The organism is Arthrobacter sp. 05N428_2, assembly GCF_056397065.1.
Window position 1 is genome coordinate 49,777 of sequence record NZ_JBFTMR010000011.1, and the last position, 17,312, is coordinate 67,088.

Below are 17,312 nucleotides of genomic sequence, written 5' to 3' on the forward strand. Positions count from 1 at the left end.
ATGTCTGCAGAGCGGCAGCCGCCCCGCTGGCAGTCCTTGCGGGACGCTGCAACCGCATCCATGGCCCGGAACACCGTCCCACCTGGCCAGGGCTCCGGGCAGCCTGCGGCAGGGCCCGCGGGGCCTCCTCACCTGCTGGCAACTGCCAGAACCACCCTGGCCACGCTGGAGCACCGCGTCCGCGAAGCCTTGCGGGCCCGCCGGACCGCCGCCCTTCCGCCGTCGTCCGATGCTTCGTCGGGCAGCCGGCGCCGGACCGACCTTCGGCTGGTGCCCGCGGCGCTGCTCGTCTGGGGGACTGCCCTCGCGGGAGGGTGGCTGGCACCGACGGCCCTTGCCTTCGGCTGCGCCGCTCTGGCCACTGCGGCCGGGATATTGCTGGCGCCACACTGCCGGCGCCGGAAGGCTGGTGCCCGGAGCCTTCGGGGCACCGCGGCCGCGGCCCTGCTGCTCTCGTGCGCGGCCGGCGCCCACGCGGCGGTCGCTTCGGTGCCGCGGAATGAAGGTGGGGTCGCGGAAGCCGTTGCCGCCGGCGCCTCGGTAGTGGCCGAAATCGAGGTGAACGGCACGCCGCGGCGGCTCGCCACCCCGGGCAGGGTGGGGCTGTCGGACCGTTGGGCGGTGCCCGCCACGCTGCTGGTCCTGATCTTTGACGGCCGCCGGGTGGAGGCACATGCCGGGCTCCTCGTGCTGGGCGGGGCGGATTGGGGCGACGCCGCGTCCGGGCAGCGGATCCGTGCCACGGGCAAGCTGAAGCCGTCCGGTGCTGGCGAGGCCGAGGCCGGGATGCTGTCCGCCTCCGCTGCCCCCGTGCGCCTGGCCGCAGCAGGCAGCTGGGACCGCGGCCCGGCAGCTCTGCGGAGCGGCTTCAGCGCCGCCGCCGCCGGGTTGTCCGGTGATGCTAAGGGGTTGCTGCCCGGGATGGTGACCGGCGATACCGGAGCCCTTGATCCGCAGCTCGCCGCTGCCATGAAGACCGTCGGCATGACACACCTGACGGCCGTCAGTGGCGCCAACTGCAGCCTCGTCCTCGGCGTGCTGCTGCTGGCTGCCCGCAGTGTGCGGCTTCCCCGCCCCGCGGCCGCCGGCCTGGCCCTCGGCGGCTTGGGCATGTTCGTGCTCATGGTGGGTCCGGACGCCAGCGTACTCCGGGCCGCGTGCATGGGGGCGATCGGCCTCTCAGCCCTCACCTTCGGCCGGGCAGGTCACGGGCTCAGCCTGCTGTGTGTGGCCAGCACAGCGCTGCTGCTGGCAGAGCCCGCGCTGGCCGCCGACTACGGCTTCCTGCTGTCCGTCCTGGCCACCCTCGGCATTGTCGTGGCCGGCCGGCCGATCATGGGCTGGATGCCGGCCGTCGTGCCCCGCGCCGTCGCCGCCGGCCTCGCGGTTCCACTGTCCGCCCAGTTGTTCTGCGGCCCCGTCATTGTGCTGCTCCAGCCGCAGTTCTCCAGCTACGCCCTGCCCGCAAACCTGGCAGCCGCCGCGCTGGTGGCGCCGGTGACCGTCGCGGGCACGGCGGCTGTTCCGCTGGTTCCGCTGCTCCCGGCCCTCGCGGCAGTCCCCATCGCCGTGGCCGGCGCCTTCGCGACCGCTGTGGCCGGAATCGCCCGCTACTTCGCAGCACTGCCCGGTGCGGTGCTGCCCTGGCCGGAGGGCGCCTACGGGTCGGCCACGATGGCGGCGCTCTCGGTGCTGTCCCTGGCGGGCGTCTGGCTGGTCACCCACCCGGCTGGCGCCGGGCGCCTGCTGCTCAAACTACAGGAGCGCACCGCGTTGTCCCTCGGCCAGATGCTGGATCGCAAGGCCCTCCCTACCGGTGCTGCCCGCAACCGCCCGACACGGCGGGGCCGTCAGCGGGCCAGCCCGTGGGCCGGGCGCCGTGGCTTGGTGGACCGTCCCCGCCGTGGCAGGCTTAGAGTCTGCAAACCAACTTCCCGGAGGATACACGAGTGGCTGCTGCCCAGACCCAACGCACGAGGACGACGGCGACGAAGACCGCCACCTGGCGCGATGTGACCCCGGCGCCGGTGGTGCTGGTGGGCGGCCCCGAGGACTACCTCGGCTCCCGGGCCATGGACCGGATCCGTTCCCAGGTACGCGCCGCCGCCCCTGACGTCGAAGTCACCCGGCTGAACGCTGGCAGCTACGAACCCGGAACCCTGGCCATGAATGTCAGCCCGTCCCTGTTCGGCGAGCAGAAGCTGATCGAAGTCGAAGGCCTGGAGGCTATGAACGATGCCTTTCTCACCGACGGCCTGAAGTACCTGACAAGCCCCGAGCCCGACGCCGTCCTGGTGCTGCGCCACGGCGGGGGAGTCCGGGGTAAGAAACTTCTCGACGCGATCAAGGCGGGCGGCTGGCCCGTGGTTGACTGCCAGCCGCTGAAGAAGGACGCCGACAAGGCGGCATTTGTCACCACCGAGTTCAAAGCCGCCTCCCGGCGGATCGAGCCGGACGCCGTGCACGCCCTGGTCAACGCCGTCGGCGCCCACCTCGCGGAACTCGCCGCTGCCTGCAGCCAGCTGATCGCGGATGCCACCACTGCGGTGGATGCGGACCTGGTGGACCGCTACTACGGCGGCAGGGTGGAAGCCACCGGCTTCAAGGTGGCCGACGCCGCGATGGCCGGCAACGCCCCGTTGGCACTCTCCACGCTTCGCCACGCCCTCGACACCGGAGCCGATCCGGTGCCGATCGTGGCGGCCCTGGCCGCGAAGCTCCGGTCCCTCGCCAAAGTGGCGGGGGCGCAGGGCTCCTCGACGCAGATCGCCAAGCAGCTCGGCATGCAGCCGTGGCTGGTGGAGCAGGCCCAACGTGACGTCAGGCGGTGGACCCCGGAAGGCCTGGCCCGGTCCATCCAGGTCACGGCGGAGGCCGATGCGCAGGTCAAGGGGCTCTCCCGGGACCCGGTCTACGCCGTCGAGCACGCCGTGACGGTGATAGCGGGCGCTGTCCGCCGCTGACCGGCCGCCGCTGACCCGCCGCACGCCCGAACCGGCGCGTGGCGTGCCGGGCTGCCGGAGCGGTTGCCGCTTTAACTGGCTGTGGCCGGCACCCTGAGGGTACCGGCCACAATCATCAGTTCAGTTGAACTGGAAAACCTTAGAGTGCGTTGACCTTTTTGGAGATCGCGGACTTGCGGTTTGCAGCGTTGTTCTTGTGAAGAACACCCTTGCTGACAGCCTTGTCGAGCTTCCGGCTGGCAGTAACCAGTGCAGTAGCAGCGGCATCCTTGTCGGTGGACTCAACGGCGGTGTTGACAGCGCGGATGGCCGTCTTCAGCTCGGACTTGACTGCGTTGTTGCGCAGGCGAGCCTTCTCGTTGGTAAGGATGCGCTTCTTCTGGGACTTGATATTAGCCACGTGTGAACTCTCTTTTTCAATGCGGAAAATGGTCTAGAGGGCTTTCAGATTGGCCATTGACTGAGCGGCGTGGGGATACCTATGGCGACCAACCATCTGTGGCCGTCGACCTGCACGGACACACAGCTGTCAATAATAGCAGAGACGCCGGGCCGGTGGCGATTTCCGGCCTCGGAAGGCGTCAGGACCAGCCGTGCCGGCCGCGCAACGCGGTGGCGATGGTGCCGAACCGCCCGGCGTCGAGGATGGCGCCCTCACGCCGAACATCCCGCGGGTTGATCTGCAGCACGCGGTCCAGTCGGGCCTCACTCGGGCGCCACTGCCGGTCCCAGGGGCCAGTGCCGATGTCGACGTAGTCGTCCGCGCGTCGAGCCTCGCCGTCGTGGTCCTTACTGGTCAGCATCAGTCCGAGCAGGTAGCGGCCGTGGCTCCCCACCAGGAGCACAGGCCGGTCTTTGCCGCGGCTATGGTCCTCTTCGAACGGCACCCAAGTCCAGATGATCTCGCCTGGCTCCGGCAAGCCGTTAGCCGCCGGGGTGTACCGCACCGTGGCTTTCCCCCGGAAGTCGCCGGGGTAGGTACCGGTGAGGCCGCCGGTAGCGCCGGCAGGACGCCCGGCGGGCCGGCGGACCGGGGGCGCGCCGCCACCGAGCCGGTCCAGGAAGCGCAGGGTGCCGCGGAGGGCGTTGCCGAGGGAGCGACGATTCAGGGCCATGGGGCAAACCCTACCGGGATGCGGGGCCACGCCCCCGGACGTGGGAGACTAGGGGGACGAGAAATGCGGCCTGCCCGCAGCCAGGTGGAACAAGCGATTGTCGAACACCGGCTGCCTGAGTCCGCAGTACAGCCCATCAGCATTGCCCATCAGTACAGCCCACAGGTTGTGCCAACAGTAAGGACCCTGCGTGTCTCCCATGGCCCGCACCGCCCCGGTGCCTGCCGCAACAGATCCGGCCCTCATCCGGAACTTCTGCATCATTGCGCATATTGACCACGGCAAGTCCACGCTGGCCGACCGGATGCTTCAGTACACCGGCGTCGTCCAGTCCCGCGACATGAAGGCCCAGTACCTGGACCGGATGGACATCGAGCGCGAACGCGGCATCACCATCAAGTCCCAGGCCGTCCGGATGCCGTGGGAGCTCGACGGCACCAGCTACGCGCTGAACATGATCGACACGCCCGGCCACGTCGACTTCACCTACGAGGTCTCCCGTTCGCTGGCCGCGTGCGAAGGCGCCGTGCTGCTGGTGGACGCCGCCCAGGGCATCGAAGCCCAGACGCTCGCCAACCTGTACCTGGCGATGGAAAACAACCTCACGATCATCCCGGTCCTGAACAAGATCGACCTCCCGGCTGCCCAGCCGGAGAAGTACGCGGAAGAACTGGCGAACCTGATCGGCGGCGACCCGGACGAGGTGCTGCGCGTCTCCGGCAAGACCGGCGCCGGCGTCGAGGTCCTGCTCGATAAGATCATCCGCGACCTGCCCGCCCCGGTCGGCGACCCCAACGCCCCGGCCCGCGCCATGATCTTCGACTCCGTCTACGACACCTACCGCGGCGTGGTCACTTATGTCCGCGTGGTCGACGGCATGCTGCACCCGCGCGAACGCATCCAGATGATGTCCACCCGCGCCACCCACGAACTGCTCGAGATCGGCGTCAGCTCCCCGGAGCCCACCCCGTCCAAGGGCCTGGGCGTCGGCGAGGTGGGCTACCTGATCACCGGTGTGAAGGACGTCCGGCAGTCCAAGGTCGGCGACACCGTCACCAACCTGGCCAAGCCGGCCACCGACTCCCTCCCGGGCTACGCCGACGCCAAACCGATGGTCTTCTCCGGCCTGTACCCGCTGGACGGCACGGACTACCCGGTGCTGCGCGACGCGCTGGAGAAGCTGATGCTTAACGACGCCGCGCTGGTCTACGAGCCGGAAACCTCGGCCGCGCTGGGCTTCGGCTTCCGCGTTGGCTTCCTGGGGCTGCTGCACCTGGAAATCACCCGTGAACGGCTCGAACGCGAGTACAAGCTGGACCTGATCTCCACCGCCCCCAACGTGGAATACGAGGTGACGCTCGAGGACAAGAAGGTCGTCCACGTCACCAACCCCAGCGAATACCCCACCGGCAAGGTTTCCGAGGTCCGCGAACCGATGGTCTCCGCCACCATCCTGGCGCCCAACGAGTTTGTCGGCGCCATCATGGAACTGTGCCAGAGCCGCCGCGGCGTCATGGGCGGCATGGATTACCTCTCCGAGGACCGGGTGGAGATCCGCTACCGTCTGCCGTTGGCCGAAATCGTCTTTGACTTCTTCGACATCCTCAAGTCCAAGACCCGCGGCTACGGCTCGCTGGACTGGAAGGCCGACGGCGACCAGGTCGCCGACCTCGTCAAGGTGGACATCATGCTCCAGGGCGAACAAGTAGATGCGTTCAGCGCCATCACCCACCGGGACAAGGCTTACGCGTACGGCGTGATGATGACCGGCAAGCTGCGCGAACTCATCCCGCGGCAACAGTTCGAGGTGCCGATCCAGGCCGCCATCGGCTCCCGGATCATCGCCCGCGAAAGCATCCGCGCGATCCGCAAGGACGTCCTGGCCAAGTGCTACGGCGGCGACATCACCCGAAAGCGCAAGCTGCTGGAAAAGCAGAAGGAAGGCAAGAAGCGCATGAAGATGGTGGGACGCGTCGAAGTCCCGCAGGAAGCCTTCATCGCCGCCCTCACCACCGAAGAGTCCAAGGACAAGGCCAAGAAGTAGCCATGCCAAGCGTGCTTCCCCTCGGTGATCCGGCGCCGTCGGACGGGCTGCTGCCCGGCCAGGCGCTGGCGGGCGCCGCGGACCGGGCCTTCGGCCTGTACGTGCACATCCCGTTTTGTGCCGTGCGCTGCGGCTACTGCGACTTCAACACCTACACCGCCACGGAGCTCGGCGGCGGCGCCTCGCAGGACGCCTATGCCGGCACCGCTGTGGCCGAGGTGGACTTTGCCGGCCGCGTCCTGACGGCGTCCGGCCTGCCCGAGCGACAGCTCAGCACGGTGTTCTTCGGCGGGGGGACGCCCACGCTGCTGCCCGCCGGGGACCTTGCCCGCATCCTGGCGGCCGCGGTGGACACCTGGGGCCTGGCACCCGGCGCCGAGGTCACCACGGAAGCCAATCCGGACTCCGTCACGCCCGAGTCGCTGCGGGTGCTGGCCGACGCCGGCTTCACCCGGGTGTCTTTCGGCATGCAGTCGGCCGTGCCGCACGTCCTCAAGGTCCTGGACCGCACCCACACGCCCAGCCGGGTGCCGCAGGTGGTGCAATGGGCCCGCGAGGCCGGCCTGGCTGTCAGCCTTGACCTGATCTACGGCACACCCGGCGAGTCGCTGGAGGACTGGCGGTACTCGCTGGAGACGGCCCTGTCCTACGGCCCGGACCACATCAGCGCCTACGCGCTGATCGTGGAGGACGGCACCAAGCTGGCCGCGCAGATCCGCCGCGGCGAAGTGCCGGGGATCGACGACGACGACCATGCCGCCAAGTACGAACTGGCTGACGAGCTGATCTCCGCCGCGGGCCTGGGCTGGTACGAGGTCAGCAACTGGGCCCGCACCCCGGAGCAGGCCTGTCGCCACAACCTGGCCTATTGGCGCGGGGACGACTGGTGGGGCATCGGGCCCGGCGCGCACTCGCACGTCGGCGGGGTCCGCTGGTGGAACGTCAAGCACCCGAGCGCCTATGCAGCCCGGCTGGGGTCGGGCGCCTCGCCCGCGGCCGGCCGGGAAACGCTCGACGCCGAAACCCGCAACGTCGAACGCGTCATGCTCGAGGCCCGGCTCGTCACCGGCCTGGCCATCCCGAGTCTTGGCGGCCTGGGAGACACCGGGCGCCATGCTGTGGCCGGATTGATCGCGGACGGGCTCGTTGAGCCGGGGGCGGCCTTCCAGGGCCGCCTGGTGCTCACGCTCAAGGGCCGCCTGCTGGCCGACGCGGTGGTCCGCCGGATCCTGCCGGACTAGCGCCCTGGCGGGCAGGCTCCTGGTCCGGCTTACCTCTCGTCCGGCCCAGTTCCTGCCGGCAAAACTGTTTGTCCGGCTAGCGCCGGTCTACTTGATCCAGCGGAGGTTGAAGTCGTAGCGGTGCGGCTGGCCGCGGTTGACGTGGATGCCTGCGGCCACGGAGAAGCAGGCCAAGGCAATCCAGATGAGGGTGGCCAGTACCGCGAACAGGTTGCCCACCACCGGGACGAAGACCAACAGGTTGGCGACCACCGCGGCGATTGTGGGGGGCAGCGTAAAGTTCAGCGCTTCCTTCGACTCCTGCGCCGTGAACGGGCCGCGGTCCTTGAAGATCAGGTAGATCAAGAGCGACGGGATGCAGCCGAGGATGCCGCCAAAGTGCGCCAGGGTGGCCCACTGCCGGTCTTCCCGTGCCGTCAGCGGCAGGGCATTTGCGGGCACGCCATGGTACGGCGACTGGCCATGGCCGGCCTGATGGTCCGTGTGTTCGCGTGCGTTTTCTGCCACGTGTCGTCCTTTGGATTGCGGTGGAGCGTTGGTACCGGGAGAAGCCGCGGCCGCAACAACAATGCAACGGCCGCCGTACCCAGAATACTGGCATGGACCGCGAAGTGAAGCACGGAGAGCCGGTCAGGGCACCGTGAGGAAGTCGATGACCTCTTCGACCCGGCCCAGCAGGGAGGGCTCCAGGTCCGCATAGCTGCGGACGGCGCCGAGGAGTTTTTGCCAGCCCAGGCCAACGTCCTCCTTGGTGCTGTGCGGCCAGCCAAACGCCGTCAGGATGCCGGTCTTCCAATCAATGCCGCGGGGAATTTCCGGCCACCGTTCTATCCCCAGCACCGCCGGCCGGATGGCCTGCCAGACGTCCACGTAGGGGTGCCCGACGATCAGCACGTTGCCGGCGGCGCCGGGGGAGGCCATGACGGCGTCGGCGATGCGGGATTCCTTCGAGTTGGGGACGAGGTGGTCCACCAGCACGCCAAGACGGCGGCCCGGGCCGGGCCCGAAATCCTGCACAGCGGCCGTGAGGTCGTCGATGCCGTGCAGCGGCTCGACTACGATGCCCTCGACCCGGAGGTCGTCGCCCCAGACCTTTTCGACGAGTTCGGCGTCGTGCTTGCCTTCCACCCAGATCCGGCTGGCCTTGGCCACCTGGGCGCGCTGGCCGGCCACCCGGACGGATCCGGAGGCGGTGCGGGTGGCGACGGCGGCGCCGCCGGCAGGGAGCCGCGGCGCGGGCGGCATCAACCGGATCGGCTGGCCGTCCAGCAGGAAACCGAAACCCAGCCGGAAGGAGCGGGACTTGCCCCGCCGGTCCTCAAGGGCCACCACGTGCATGCCGCCGGACTTCTCCACCCGGGTTACGGCGCCCACCCAACCGGATTGAACGTCTTCCAGCACCATGCCGCGTTCCACCGGGATTTCGGGCAACTGGGCTTTGGCGGGCGCGGAGAGCTCTTGCGGGCCCCAATTTTGGTACGACATCGGCTACACACTGCTTTGCACTCGAAAAGTTTGAACTCGGAAAATAGCTTGCGAAATAGTTGGGCCGGGATCCCGTGATGTGTCCGGAAACACCGGTCCGACGGCAGGGCCCGCAGTGAATCCAATGCTAACAACGCGGGACTCATATTAGACTGGTTAGCACTTAGGCATGTCGAGTGCTAACCGTGGGTGTTGTCGGGCCGGTCCTTCCCGGCCGCCCGGCACCCGGTGAACCGGATAAGGGTCGATTGGAGGTGGGGCGTGAGCGAGCCACGGAAACTCGAAGTGCTGCGCGCCATCGTCGAGGACTATGTTCACTCCCGTGAACCCGTAGGATCCAAGGCGCTGGTGGAGCGGCACCATCTGGGCGTCTCCAGTGCCACGATCCGCAACGATATGGCGGCCCTGGAAGACGAGGGCCTGATCACGGCGCCGCATACCAGCGCCGGCCGGATCCCCACCGACAAGGGCTACCGCCTGTTCGTGGACCAGATTTCGGCCGTCAAACCGCTGTCCCCGGCGGAACGCCGCGCCATCCAGGCCCTGCTGGAGGGGTCCGATGACCTTGACGATGTGCTGGACCGGACCGTGCGGCTGCTGGCGCAGCTGACCAACCAGGTCGCCGTCGTGCAGTACCCACTCCTCAGCCGGGCGCGCGTTCGGCATATCGAGTTCGTCCTGCTGGCTCCGCGCAAGGTGCTGACCGTGCTGATCGTGGACAGTGGCAAGGTGGAGCAGAGGGTGATCGACGTTGGCCAGGATTTCGGCGACGAGGCCCTTGCGGAAATCCGCAGCTTGTTCTTGTCCAGGCTTTCCGGCACGCCCTTGAGCCTGCTGCCGCAGTCGCTGCAGGCCGTGGCGGACAGTTGCCCGCCGGTGCGCCGCACCGCCGCCCGGGCCTTGGCCCGGGGACTCGAGTCGCTGGCGGCGAGCAGCCGTGAGGAACGGATGGTCATGGCCGGGACCGCCAACCTGGCCCGCTCCAACGTGGATTTCCCGTTGAGCATCGGACCCGTGCTCGAGGCACTCGAGGAACAGGTGGTGATGCTCCGGCTGCTCAGCGACATGGCGCAGGACCCGCGCGGCGTCACCGTGAGCATCGGACGGGAAAACCCCTACGACGGACTTTCCGAAGCCTCCGTGGTCGCCACCGGCTACGGCCCGGATGCCACGGCCAAGGTCGGGGTACTCGGACCGACCCGGATGGACTATCCCACCACCATGGCCGCCGTCCGTGCGGTGGCCCGCTACCTTTCCAGGATCCTCGGGCCCTAAGGGTCCGGCCCGGGCGCGAACCCCACGCATCACACTTCTTGCCCATTACCGGCAGTACAACCAGGAAGAGATACACATTTTGAGCAGCCACTACGACGTTCTTGGAGTCTCCCGCGAAGCGACGGGGGAAGAGATCAAGAAGGCCTACCGCAAGCTGGCGCGAACCCTGCACCCGGATGTGAACCCCGGTGACGACGCGTCCGAACGCTTCAAGGCGGTGACGCACGCCTACGAGGTGCTGTCCGACCCGCAAAAACGCCGGATCTATGACACCACGGGCAACGAGAACGGCAACGACAACGGCTTCGGCGGCGGCTACGCCGGCCAGGGCTTCGCCTTCCAGGACATCTTCGAATCGTTCTTCGGCGGCGCCGGCGGCCAGGCCGGCCCGGCGTCCCGGGTCCGCCGCGGCCAGGACGCCCTGATCAGCGTCAGGATCGAACTCCGCGACGCCGTCTTCGGCGTCAACAAAAAGCTCGAAGTCGACACCGCCGTGACCTGCCCGACGTGTGAAGGCTCCTGCTGCCGGCCGGGCACCCACCCTGAACGCTGCGACATCTGCGGCGGCAGCGGCCAGGTCCAGCGCGCGGTGCGTTCCATCCTCGGCCAGGTCATGACCACCGCTCCGTGCGGCAGCTGCGAAGGCTTCGGCACCGTGATCAAGGATCCGTGCAATGAATGCGCCGGCCAGGGCCGCATCCGCAGCCGCCGCTCACTCACCGTGAAGGTCCCCGCAGGCGTCGCCACCGGCACCCGCATCCAGCTCTCCGGGCAGGGTGAAGCGGGACCGGCCGGCGGACCGTCCGGAGACCTGTACGTGGAGATCCGGGTCAACAATGATGCCACCTACGTCCGCGAGGGCGACGACCTGCATGCCAGCCTCAACATCCCGATGACCGCCGCGGCCCTGGGCACGGAGCTGACCCTCGAAACCTTCGACGGCGAACAGGAAATCGACGTCAAGGCCGGCACCCAGTCCGGCGAGGTCATCACGCTCCGCGGCCTCGGTGTGACGCACCTGCGCGGCTACGGCCGGGGCGACCTCAAGGTCCATCTGCAGGTGGACACCCCGGCAAAGCTCGACGCCGCCCAGGAGGACCTGCTGCGCCAGCTGGCCAAACTCCGCGGCGAGCAGTTCACCGAGGGCAAGCTGGCCGCCAGCGGCGGCGTCTTCGCCAAGCTGCGGGACCGGCTCGGTAACCTGTAGCGGTGAGTAACCCGGTCTTCTTCACCCCGGCAGGAAGCCTCGACCAGCAGGTTCCCGGCGCAATCTTCGTCCTCGAAGGTCCCGAAGCGCGCCACGCGGTGACCGTCAAGCGGCTGACCGTGGGGGAGCCGGTCGACCTCGCCGACGGTGCGGGCAAGCGCCTGACCGGCACCGTCACCGCCGTCGCGCCCCAGGAGCTGACCGTTCAGTGCAGCGGGGTCAGCTCGGAGCCCCGGCCCGATGTCCGGCTGGTGCTCGTGCAGGCACTCGCCAAGGGGGACCGCGACGAACTGGCCGCCGAAACCGTGACGGAACTGGGAATCGACGCCGTCGTCCCCTGGCAGGCGGAGCGGTCGATTGTGCGGTGGAAACCCGAACGCGCGGCGAAGGCCCACGCCAAGTGGCAGTCGGTGGTGACGGCGGCCGCGAAGCAGGCACGCCGCGCCTGGATCCCGGAGGTCCGCGCCGCCGTCGACGGCGCCGGCCTGCAGGCCGCCGTCGCGGCCGCGGATCTGGCGGTGATCTTGCACGAAGACGCGGTGCGGCCGCTGCGGCAGGTGCTGGAAGCCTGGCACCGGCCACAGCACAACGACGGCGACGCCGGCGGACCCCGCGAGGTGCTGCTGATTGTGGGACCCGAGGGCGGCATCAGCCCCCGCGAGGTCACCCGGCTGTGCGATGCCGGAGCAGTGACCGCCCTGCTGGGCCACCACGTGCTGCGCTCCTCCACCGCGGGTCCCGCCGCCACTGTGTTGGCCAGCGACATCCTGGGACGCTGGTAGGGCGCCAGGCCTCAAGTTTCAGGCAGTCACGGCCCGGCCGGGCAGGCCTTCCGGCACTCCCTAGTGCACGGTGAAGCCGCGGGTATCCACGTTCAGGTCCGGGACGTTGCTGCCCGGATCGATCTGCGAGACCCGCGCCTCATAGCTCCCGGGCCCCAGGTTCACCGCAATGTTAAAGAGGCCGGTGGCGGCGGCATCTGCCGTGACCGTCCCGTTCAGGTAGGGGGTCTTGGCGGTGCCGTCCACCCGCAGGATCTCCCAGTGCAGCTTGCCGGCCGGGACGGTGCTGCGGCCGGAAATCTTCACCGCGCCTTCGGGGAACTGGACGCCCTCCTGCGGATCGATAATCCAGACCGGCCCCACCATCCCGGCGCTGCGGGATGTGGGGGAGCCCAACCGGACCCGGTTGAAGGCGACGTAGTCGGTATGTCCGTCAACGAGGATCACCACCTGGATCTGCTGCCCGGTATCGGTTAGGCCGGCGCTGGCAGCGGCCGCGGTGGCGGTGTAGACGAGTTGCTGGATGGCGCGTTCGGCCATGTCGGCGTCCAGGTTGCTGTTGAACGCGTCGGCGGAGACGTCCACCGTGATGACATTCTTGCCGGAAATTGAGGTAGCGAGCTTCTTCGGGTTCTGCCAGGGGGTGAAGAAATCCGGGTCCAGCGGCTTCTGGGACATCATCACCCGCAGCGCCCGGGTCACGGGGTTGTCCTGATCGGACGCGTCCCGGAACTCGCGGTACAGGAAGACGTTGTTGTTGCTGCGTCCGATCCAGTACACCGGAGTCTTGTTCGAAGCCTGCGAAGATTCGAGCGGCGCGCTGGTGGTGGCGACGCCGGCAGCCGGGCCCGGCACCGTCAGGGACGGAGTGTCCGAATTCGTGATGCCCGGCTGGGAGGTTGCCACGCAACCGGACAGCGCCAAGGCAACGGGCAGCACCAGCAGCAGGACGCCGCGGTACGCGCGCCGGCCCACTTCCGCCTTGTTCGTTCCACCCTGGCTGATTGCAGTTTTCCCTTCGCTGTGTGCCGGTGACCTCGGTGCCGCTCGTATTGCCCGCACTGGGGACAGCGGCCGCGGCCCCGGGATGGCCCAATCCAGCATTACACAGGGCGCCGGAGCTCCGGACGGCTTTACGGCCCGCCCGGCGAACTGCAACGTGAACGATATGAGGACGATATGAAGTTGATACCTAACTCCCGGGCGGCACCCAGCCGCCGAGGTGCGAGGCTGTGCTGGCGTAAGATAAGAAAACCATTTCCCAACTGGAGGGGACCAGAGGCCCACGGGCCACCACCATGACTGAAGCAGCCAACGGCAAGGCACGGATCAGCCCGGGCGGACGCACCGCAGGGGACTTTCCCCACTCCCTCCCGGGTTTGCGGACTGAGGTGGTCCTGTTCGACAACTCCGACCAGATGGTGCAGTCCCTGGGCAGCCACGATGAAGCCCTGCGCTTCATCGAAAGCCAATTCCCCGCCGTCGACTTCCATGTCCGCGGCAATGAGCTCTCCATCAGCGGCCCGGCCGCCGAGGTCCCGCGGATCATGCGGCTACTCAACGAGGTCCGGGGCCTGGTGGCGCGCGGCACCGTCATCACCCCCTCGGTACTGCAGCAGCTCGTGTCACTGCTGCGCAGCCAGTCCCTGCAGAACCCGGTTGAAGTGCTGACCCACAACATCCTGTCCAGTCGCGGGAAGACCATCCGGCCCAAGACCTTGAACCAGAAGAACTATGTGGACGCGATTGACGCGAACACGGTGATTTTCGGCATCGGCCCGGCCGGCACCGGCAAGACCTACCTCGCCATGGCCAAGGCCGTGCAGGCCCTGCAGCAGAAGGAAGTCAGCCGGATCATCCTGACCCGGCCGGCCGTCGAGGCCGGGGAGCGGCTGGGTTTCCTGCCCGGCACGCTCAGCGACAAGATCGACCCGTACCTGCGTCCGCTGTACGACGCGCTGCACGACATGATGGACCCGGAATCGATCCCGCGGCTGATGGCCGCCGGCACGATCGAGGTGGCGCCGCTGGCGTACATGCGCGGCCGCACGCTCAACGACGCGTTCATCATCCTGGACGAGGCCCAGAACACCACACCCGAGCAGATGAAGATGTTCCTCACCCGGCTGGGCTTCGGCTCCAAGATGGTGGTCACCGGCGATGTCACCCAGGTGGACCTGCCCTTCGGCACCCGCTCCGGGCTGCGCATCGTCGAAGACATCCTGCAGGGCATCGAGGACGTCAACTTCACAGTCCTGGACGCTTCCGACGTCGTCCGCCACCGGCTGGTGGGCGACATCGTGAACGCCTACAGCATCTGGGACGAGACACAGAGGAACCGGGTCAAGCATTCTGTCGCCCGGGATAACCGGGGGGAGCACGCATGAGCATCGAGGTCAACAACGAGTCCGGCGTCACGGTCGACGAAGCCGAGCTGGTGGCGCTGGCGCGGTTCGTTTTCGAACGGCTGTTCATCCACCCGCAGGCGGAGCTGTCCATCCTGCTGGTCGACGAGCCCGCGATGGAGAAGCTGCATATCGAGCTGATGGACGAACCAGGATCCACGGACGTGCTGTCCGTGCCGATGGATGAGCTCACCCCCGGTACGCCGGACAAGCCAACCCCGCAGGGCATGCTGGGCGATATTGCAATCTGCCCCCAGGTGGCCGAGGTGCAGGCGAAGAACGCCGGGCATTCCACCCAGGACGAGATGCTGCTGCTGACTACCCACGGCATCCTGCACCTGCTCGGCTTCGACCACGCGGAACCGGAGGAAAAGGAGGAGATGTTCGGGCTCCAGCGCGAACTTCTTGCCGGCTTCACCGGCAGGGACGCCCCGGCAGAGACGATTCAGTGACCCCACTGATCCTGGCCGGCATGGCGCTGGTCTTCCTCGGCTTTGCGGCCGTACTGACCGCGGCCGAGGCCGCCTTCAACTTCCTTCCCCGCCACGACGCCGAGCACGCGATCCTGCATAGCCGCGGCACTGCGCTGAAGCGGATCATGGCCCAGCCCGTGGCCCACATGCGGGCCCTGCGGTTCTGGCGGGTCTGGTTCGAAATGGCCTCCGCGGTGGCCGTGACCGCGCTGCTGCACAGCCTGCTCGACAACGTCTGGCTCGCCGGGCTGGCCGCCACCGGCATCATGGCCCTGGTCGGCTTCGTCATCGTCGGCGTCTCGCCGCGCCAGCTGGGCCGGGTGCACTCCGCCGAGGTCGTCCGCTATTCCGCCCCGCTGATCCGCTGGCTCTGCTGGGTGCTCGGGCCGATTCCGGGCTGGCTGGTCACCCTGGGCAGCGCCGTGGCGCCCGGGGCGCCCGCAGACAACGAAGCTTTCTTCAGCGAAGAGGAGTTCCGCGAACTCGTCGAACGCGCCACCGAGTCCGACGTCATCGAGGACAATGAGGCCGAATTGATCCAGTCGGTCTTCGACTTCGGCGACACGCTTGTCCGCTCCGTGATGGTGCCCCGGACCGACATTCTGAGCATCGACTCCGGCTCCAGCCTGCACCGGGCCATGTCACTATTCCTGCGCTCGGGCTACTCCCGGATCCCGGTCATCGGAGACAACACCGACCAGGTCCTCGGCATCGTCTACCTCAAGGACGTGGCCGCCGTGATCCATAACCTGGCCCCGGGCGAGGAACCGCCGGTGGTCGATAAGCTGGCCCGCGTGGTCCGCTACGTGCCGGACTCGAAGCCGGTGAGCGAGCTGCTCCGTGAGCTGCAAAAGGAATCCACCCATGTCGCGATCGTCATCGACGAGTACGGCGGCACCGCCGGCCTCGTCACGCTCGAGGATCTGATCGAGGAAATCGTCGGCGAGATCGTGGACGAATACGACACCGAGGCCGCGGAAGCCGTGGACCTCGGCGACGGTAGCTACCGGGTCAGCGCCAAGATGAGCATCGATGACCTCGGGGAACTCTTCGACCTGGAACTCGACGACGACGAGGTCGACACCGTGGGCGGCCTGCTCGCGAAGGCGCTCGGCCGGGTGCCGATCGTCGGCAGCACCGTCGCCGTCGACGGCGTCACTCTCCGGGCCGACCGGCTCGAAGGCCGCCGCAACCGCGTCAGCCACATCATTGCGGCCGCAGCGCCGAAAGCAGAAACTGACCTTGAAGACCTTTTCGACGAGGCCGAATCAACGCAACAGGGAGTTCCACGTGAGCAAGCAGAATAAGTCCGACGGCGAAGCGCCCTTCGGCGGTTACCGGGCCGGTTTCGCGGTGCTGGTGGGACGACCGAACGCCGGCAAATCCACCCTCACCAACGCCCTCGTCGGGCAGAAGGTCGCCATCACCTCGGCCAAACCGCAGACCACCCGGCACACCATCCGCGGCATCGTGCACCGCGACGATGCACAGCTGATCCTGGTCGACACGCCGGGCCTGCACCGCCCCCGCACGCTGCTGGGCAAGAGGCTCAACGAGCTCGTCGCGGACACCCTGGCCGAGGTCGACGCGATCGGCTTCTGCCTGCCCGCCAACGAAAAGATCGGCCCCGGGGACAAGTACATCGCCGCGCAGCTCGCCGCCGTCGGGAACAAGCCGGTGATCGCCGTCGTGACGAAGGCGGATACCGTGGACCGCCAGGCACTGACCGAGCAGCTGCTCGCCGTCGCTGCTCTGGGCCGCGAGGTGCTGGGCGAGGAAGGCTGGAAGGACATCGTCCCGGTCTCCGCCACTGACGGTTTCCAGGTCGGTACCGTCGCCGACGTGCTGATCAGCCACATGCCGCCGTCGCCGCCGCTTTACCCGGACGGGCACCTGACGGACGAGCCGGAAGCGGTGATGATCGCCGAACTCATCCGCGAGGCTGCCCTCGAGGGCGTCCGCGACGAGCTTCCGCACTCCCTGGCCGTGGTGGTCGATGAGATTGTCCCGCGTGAGGGCCGTCCCGAGGACCGGCCGTTCCTGGATGTCCGGGTCAACCTCTACGTGGAACGGCCGTCACAGAAGGCCATCATCATCGGCAAGGGCGGCGCACGCCTCCGCGAGGTCGGCACCACCGCCCGCAAGGCGATTGAAGCCCTGCTCGGGGCCCGGATCTACCTGGACCTGCACGTGAAGGTCGCCAAGGACTGGCAGCGCGATCCCAAGCAACTGGTCAAGTTGGGCTTCTAAGTCCGAACAAGGCCGGCGGGGGCGGCGCCCCGCTTGCCGACAGCGTGACCGGGCCGGGGAGAGAACCCGCGG

General features: G+C 68.2%; 16 protein-coding genes. 11 read left to right on the forward strand and 5 right to left on the reverse strand.

Going from position 1 to position 17,312, the window contains the following annotated elements; translation table 11 throughout:
• The gene (locus AC1DGI_RS13195; RefSeq protein ID WP_476899169.1) at nucleotides 1–2,016 is read left to right on the forward strand and encodes a ComEC/Rec2 family competence protein; all 2,016 of its coding nucleotides are present in this window, start codon (nucleotides 1–3) and stop codon (nucleotides 2,014–2,016) included.
• Nucleotides 1,950–2,963 (forward strand): DNA polymerase III subunit delta, encoded by a 1,014-nt coding sequence (holA, locus tag AC1DGI_RS13200; RefSeq protein WP_476899170.1) that lies wholly within the window; start codon nucleotides 1,950–1,952, stop codon nucleotides 2,961–2,963. The genes AC1DGI_RS13195 and holA overlap by 67 nt, the downstream gene beginning before the upstream one ends.
• A gap of 139 nt (nucleotides 2,964–3,102) precedes the next feature.
• Here holA and rpsT read toward each other — a convergent pair whose 3' ends face one another.
• Together rpsT and AC1DGI_RS13210 are read right to left on the reverse strand one after the other, a co-directional pair.
• A complete protein-coding gene (gene rpsT, locus AC1DGI_RS13205) occupies nucleotides 3,103–3,363 on the reverse strand; it encodes a 30S ribosomal protein S20 (RefSeq protein WP_230119666.1) in 261 nt (86 codons plus the stop codon).
• A 181-nt stretch (nucleotides 3,364–3,544) separates the two neighbouring features.
• Complete coding sequence (locus AC1DGI_RS13210) at nucleotides 3,545–4,078, reverse strand: type II toxin-antitoxin system PemK/MazF family toxin (RefSeq protein WP_476899171.1); 534 nt, start codon at nucleotides 4,076–4,078, stop codon at nucleotides 3,545–3,547.
• 190 nt (nucleotides 4,079–4,268) lie between these two features.
• Between AC1DGI_RS13210 and lepA the strand changes: the two genes are divergently transcribed.
• Nucleotides 4,269–6,122 carry a translation elongation factor 4 gene (gene lepA / locus AC1DGI_RS13215; RefSeq protein WP_476899172.1) on the forward strand — a complete coding sequence of 618 codons (1,854 nt, stop codon included), beginning with the start codon at nucleotides 4,269–4,271 and terminating at the stop codon, nucleotides 6,120–6,122.
• A 2-nt stretch (nucleotides 6,123–6,124) separates the two neighbouring features.
• Nucleotides 6,125–7,363 carry a radical SAM family heme chaperone HemW gene (hemW, locus tag AC1DGI_RS13220; protein WP_441401828.1) on the forward strand — a complete coding sequence of 413 codons (1,239 nt, stop codon included), beginning with the start codon at nucleotides 6,125–6,127 and terminating at the stop codon, nucleotides 7,361–7,363.
• An 87-nt stretch (nucleotides 7,364–7,450) separates the two neighbouring features.
• On the opposite strand, the gene AC1DGI_RS13225 is transcribed toward hemW, so the two are convergent.
• Complete coding sequence (locus AC1DGI_RS13225) at nucleotides 7,451–7,870, reverse strand: DUF4870 domain-containing protein (protein ID WP_441401829.1); 420 nt, start codon at nucleotides 7,868–7,870, stop codon at nucleotides 7,451–7,453.
• A 123-nt stretch (nucleotides 7,871–7,993) separates the two neighbouring features.
• Nucleotides 7,994–8,848: a DUF3097 domain-containing protein gene (locus AC1DGI_RS13230; RefSeq protein ID WP_476899173.1), complete on the reverse strand. Its 855-nt coding sequence runs from the start codon at nucleotides 8,846–8,848 to the stop codon at nucleotides 7,994–7,996.
• Between the two features lie 261 nt (nucleotides 8,849–9,109).
• On the opposite strand from AC1DGI_RS13230, the gene hrcA reads away from it, so the two are divergent.
• The 3 genes from hrcA (at nucleotide 9,110) to AC1DGI_RS13245 (ending at nucleotide 12,112) form a co-directional block, all read left to right on the forward strand.
• On the forward strand, nucleotides 9,110–10,123 hold the full coding sequence (gene hrcA / locus AC1DGI_RS13235; protein WP_476899174.1) for a heat-inducible transcriptional repressor HrcA: 1,014 nt from the start codon (nucleotides 9,110–9,112) through the stop codon (nucleotides 10,121–10,123).
• A 79-nt stretch (nucleotides 10,124–10,202) separates the two neighbouring features.
• Nucleotides 10,203–11,330, forward strand: coding sequence for a molecular chaperone DnaJ (gene dnaJ / locus AC1DGI_RS13240; RefSeq protein WP_441401832.1), 1,128 nt, complete (start codon nucleotides 10,203–10,205; stop codon nucleotides 11,328–11,330).
• Between the two features lie 2 nt (nucleotides 11,331–11,332).
• Nucleotides 11,333–12,112: a 16S rRNA (uracil(1498)-N(3))-methyltransferase gene (locus AC1DGI_RS13245; RefSeq protein WP_476899175.1), complete on the forward strand. Its 780-nt coding sequence runs from the start codon at nucleotides 11,333–11,335 to the stop codon at nucleotides 12,110–12,112.
• A gap of 60 nt (nucleotides 12,113–12,172) precedes the next feature.
• Here the strand turns inward: AC1DGI_RS13245 and AC1DGI_RS13250 are convergent, their stop codons facing one another.
• The gene (locus AC1DGI_RS13250) at nucleotides 12,173–13,087 is read right to left on the reverse strand and encodes a GerMN domain-containing protein (RefSeq protein ID WP_476899176.1); all 915 of its coding nucleotides are present in this window, start codon (nucleotides 13,085–13,087) and stop codon (nucleotides 12,173–12,175) included.
• 323 nt (nucleotides 13,088–13,410) lie between these two features.
• Here AC1DGI_RS13250 and AC1DGI_RS13255 point away from each other — a divergent pair, with 323 nt between their 5' ends.
• From AC1DGI_RS13255 to era, 4 genes are read left to right on the forward strand one after another with little or no spacing between them, the layout of a single operon-like run.
• Entirely contained in the window at nucleotides 13,411–14,499 is a 1,089-nt protein-coding gene (locus AC1DGI_RS13255; RefSeq protein WP_476899177.1) for a PhoH family protein, read from the forward strand.
• Complete coding sequence (gene ybeY / locus AC1DGI_RS13260; protein WP_476899178.1) at nucleotides 14,496–14,969, forward strand: rRNA maturation RNase YbeY; 474 nt, start codon at nucleotides 14,496–14,498, stop codon at nucleotides 14,967–14,969. The genes AC1DGI_RS13255 and ybeY overlap by 4 nt, the downstream gene beginning before the upstream one ends.
• Nucleotides 14,966–16,297, forward strand: coding sequence for a hemolysin family protein (locus AC1DGI_RS13265; RefSeq protein WP_441402331.1), 1,332 nt, complete (start codon nucleotides 14,966–14,968; stop codon nucleotides 16,295–16,297). Before ybeY ends, AC1DGI_RS13265 begins: the two co-directional genes overlap by 4 nt.
• Complete coding sequence (era, locus tag AC1DGI_RS13270) at nucleotides 16,281–17,240, forward strand: GTPase Era (RefSeq protein WP_476899179.1); 960 nt, start codon at nucleotides 16,281–16,283, stop codon at nucleotides 17,238–17,240. The genes AC1DGI_RS13265 and era overlap by 17 nt, the downstream gene beginning before the upstream one ends.
• The last annotated feature ends 72 nt before the right edge of the window (nucleotides 17,241–17,312 follow it).

What these genes read in the sequence shown, in the direction of transcription:
- AC1DGI_RS13195 (WP_476899169.1), top strand. Translation starts at nt 1, where the DNA reads ATGTCTGCAGAGCGGCAGCCGCCCCGCTGGCAGTCCTTGCGGGACGCT.
- AC1DGI_RS13210 (WP_476899171.1), bottom strand. Translation starts at nt 4,078, where the DNA reads ATGGCCCTGAATCGTCGCTCCCTCGGCAACGCCCTCCGCGGCACCCTG.
- hemW (WP_441401828.1), top strand. Translation starts at nt 6,125, where the DNA reads ATGCCAAGCGTGCTTCCCCTCGGTGATCCGGCGCCGTCGGACGGGCTG.
- AC1DGI_RS13230 (WP_476899173.1), bottom strand. Translation starts at nt 8,848, where the DNA reads ATGTCGTACCAAAATTGGGGCCCGCAAGAGCTCTCCGCGCCCGCCAAA.
- AC1DGI_RS13255 (WP_476899177.1), top strand. Translation starts at nt 13,411, where the DNA reads ATGACTGAAGCAGCCAACGGCAAGGCACGGATCAGCCCGGGCGGACGC.
- ybeY (WP_476899178.1), top strand. Translation starts at nt 14,496, where the DNA reads ATGAGCATCGAGGTCAACAACGAGTCCGGCGTCACGGTCGACGAAGCC.